5 protein-coding genes are annotated in these 2,709 nt (G+C 60.8%); 1 reads left to right on the forward strand and 4 read right to left on the reverse strand.

Features of this window, described 5'->3' with window-relative positions; genetic code table 11:
- The coding region (locus EOA86_RS29765; protein ID WP_164892108.1) for a recombinase family protein at nt 1-689 on the forward strand (689 nt) is incomplete at its 5' end.
- A 186-nt stretch (nt 690-875) separates the two neighbouring features.
- On the opposite strand, the gene EOA86_RS29770 is transcribed toward EOA86_RS29765, so the two are convergent.
- The 4 genes from EOA86_RS29770 to EOA86_RS29780 are packed head-to-tail and all read right to left on the reverse strand — an operon-like array spanning nt 876 to nt 2,663.
- On the reverse strand, nt 876-1,565 hold the full coding sequence (locus tag EOA86_RS29770) for an SCO family protein (RefSeq protein ID WP_128344910.1): 690 nt from the start codon (nt 1,563-1,565) through the stop codon (nt 876-878).
- Between the two features lie 55 nt (nt 1,566-1,620).
- Nucleotides 1,621-2,094 (reverse strand): cytochrome c, encoded by a 474-nt coding sequence (locus EOA86_RS29775; protein WP_128344911.1) that lies wholly within the window; start codon nt 2,092-2,094, stop codon nt 1,621-1,623.
- On the reverse strand, nt 2,091-2,213 hold the full coding sequence (locus tag EOA86_RS41345) for a hypothetical protein (protein WP_281035709.1): 123 nt from the start codon (nt 2,211-2,213) through the stop codon (nt 2,091-2,093). The genes EOA86_RS29775 and EOA86_RS41345 overlap by 4 nt, the downstream gene beginning before the upstream one ends.
- Nucleotides 2,214-2,222: 9 nt before the next feature.
- Nucleotides 2,223-2,663, reverse strand: coding sequence for a DUF411 domain-containing protein (locus EOA86_RS29780; RefSeq protein WP_128344913.1), 441 nt, complete (start codon nt 2,661-2,663; stop codon nt 2,223-2,225).
- Between the last annotated feature and the right edge of the window lie 46 nt (nt 2,664-2,709).

The following is a 2,709-nucleotide window of genomic DNA, read 5'->3' on the forward strand; positions in this document are numbered from 1 at the left end:
TGCACGTTGCTCGCGTTTATCTGCGGGTCAGTACGCAAGGGCAGGATCTCGATCGCCAGGAATCGATCATCGCTGAGGCGAGGGATGCCGGGTACTACATCGCCGGCGTCTACCGCGAGAAGGCATCCGGCGCTCGCGCCGACAGGCCGGAGCTGCTTCGTCTCATCGCAGACCTTCAGCCGGGGGAGGTTGTCGTTGCGGAGAAGATAGACCGCATCAGTCGTCTGCCTTTGCCTGAAGCTGAAAAGCTGATCGAAACAATTCGGAATAAGGGTGCTCGTCTTGCCGTACCTGGTGTGGTGGATCTTAGCGACATCGCGGCCAGCGCTGACGGCGTTGCCAAGATCGTGCTCGAGTCCATTCAGCAAATGTTGCTGAAGCTCGCCCTGCAAATGGCTCGAGACGACTTCGAGGATCGCCGCGAACGCCAGAGGCAAGGCATCGAATTGGCAAAGGCGGGCGGGAAATATGCTGGACGCCAAGCTGACCTGGTGACACACGAACGCATCATTGTCTTGCGGTCTGGCGGCAACAGTATCAGCAGGACGGCGAAGCTGACCGGCTGCAGCGAAGCGCAGGTGAAGCGCGTCTGGGCTCGACATCAGAAGGACAGCGGGAAGCAGGAAATGTTGTCGCAAAAGTTGAATTCTGCGACGGTGCAAAAGTCAGTTTCAAAACCGTCGCTTTGATCGGGAGTTTCGCGATAAGGGAAGGTCGCGATCGATGGTTTTCTTCCGTAGCTTCCCTCGATCGGAACGAGAAAGAAGCGCCATAGGCAGGCATTCGCGCCGGGGCGCGGCGAAGGTCGCGATCCGACTCCGCAGGGCGACAATCGAAGAGTTCCTTAAGCCAACATCACGACAGCAGTCAGAGGTTCATTTGAACATTCCCCTCAACCTATCCCACCAGCCGGCCTCGGGCTTTGCCGGTTTCTGGATGTTGTTGGTGAGGCCGTTGATGTAAAGGACCATGTTGAGCGGTTCGAAGCGCATGCCGTGGAACTTGGCGGCGAAGCGCCCGCCGCGGTCGATGACGTGGGTCACCACGCCATGCATCTGCTGCCCGAGGTCGAGCGGCTCGAAACGTACATTGTATTCCTCCGAGAGTTTTCGCGTCGTGTCCTCCGGCTGGCCGGGCTTTATGGTCAGGAACTTCCAGTTGCGCGCGTCCAGCCCGTGCAGCGGACCGTACCCCTCGAGCACCTCGCGCGTATCCTTGGCCGGGTCGGTCGTGACCGTCAGGAACTGCACCCTGTCCTTCATCAGCGTATCGTTGACCTTCTTCTGAATCTCGGCGATCAACTCGGAATGCAGGGGACAAAAATCCGTACAACTCGCGAAGATGAAGTTCAGCACCACGACCTTGTCGGCGAAGTCGGAAAGCCGTACGACGTTGCCGGCGGCGTCCGCCAGTTCGAACGGCGGCGCGGCCGGCTCGTCGATCGCCTGGAAGAACTTCTCCTCGCTGCCCATCATCTCGTCGAGATCGGCGCCCGGATGGTGGGCCAGCGCCGGGGCCGCAAGGACGAGCGCAAGGGACACAACAAGCAATATTTTCGCTTTCATGGACAATGTTTCCGGTTGAGGGAGGCATTCGGCGCGCCTGCGGTCTGGACTGGTCTCACTGGGTCTTCTCCCGTTCCTGGCGGCTCATCTGTGCTTGATAGGCGCGTTCCCGCTCGGGCCATGTGCTTTTGATGAAGGCCAGAACAGCCCGGATTTCCTCGTCAGTGAGAACATTCCCGAAGCCCGGCATGTCGCTTCGGTAGCCGCCGCCGACGACCGCGGCCGGTCCTTCTTTGGTGATGCGGAAGAGCACACCATCGGGGTGATGCCAGGTGTGGCCGATGGCGTCGTGCGGCGGCGCCGGCATCCGTCCCGAAGGCAGCGGGCTTTTCCAGTCGCGTTGACCTTCGAGGTTTGCACCGTGGCAGGAGGCGCAGTGCTCGGTATAGATAGTCTTGCCGAGTGCAATGGTGGCGGCCGAAGCTTCGTCGCCGGCCATCCGGTCGGTGAGCCGAGGCCATGTCCAGGCCAATCCAAGGCCTGCCGCCGCCACGCCGAGCATCGATAGGAGAACCGACGCCCTTCTCATTTGCCGCCGCTGAAGAACAGGTATTTGACGAGCGCCGCCGCCCCGAGGACCAGCACGATGACGACAAGCAGCCACACCAGGCCCATGCCGAACATCATGCCGCTCATTCCTTCCATCATCGCGGCCTCCTATTCCCTGGCGTAGACGCCGCCGGTCCCGCCAGACTTCTGGATTTCGAGAATCTCGAAGGGCGCTTCCTTGGTGCCGGTCATGCCGGGCGAGCCCATCGGCATGCCGGGCAGCGTCACGCCCTTGATGTCAGGGCGCTCAGTCAAGAGCTTGTTGACCGTGCCGACCGGCACATGGCCGCTCACCACGTAGCCGTCGATGAAGGAAAGATGGCAGCCCTCGGCTTCCGCCGGAATGCCCTCTTCGCGGCTCATGGCGGAAAGGTCGTGCGTCGGCTTGACGGTGACCGCGAAGCCGTTCTCCCGCAAATAATCGGCATAACCTTCGCAGCAGCCGCATTGCGGGTTTTTGTAGAGGGTAACGTCCCTTTCACCGGCGAACGCGGGAACGGCACCCGAGAGGATCGAGCCGAGGACAAGAACTTTCAGAATATTGGACATTTTGCTTCTCCTTTCGGGATTGTTGGCGAGTCAGGCGACGCGGAAG

Source organism: Mesorhizobium sp. M5C.F.Ca.IN.020.32.2.1 (assembly GCF_004023105.1).
Classification (GTDB): domain Bacteria; phylum Pseudomonadota; class Alphaproteobacteria; order Rhizobiales; family Rhizobiaceae; genus Mesorhizobium; species Mesorhizobium wenxiniae.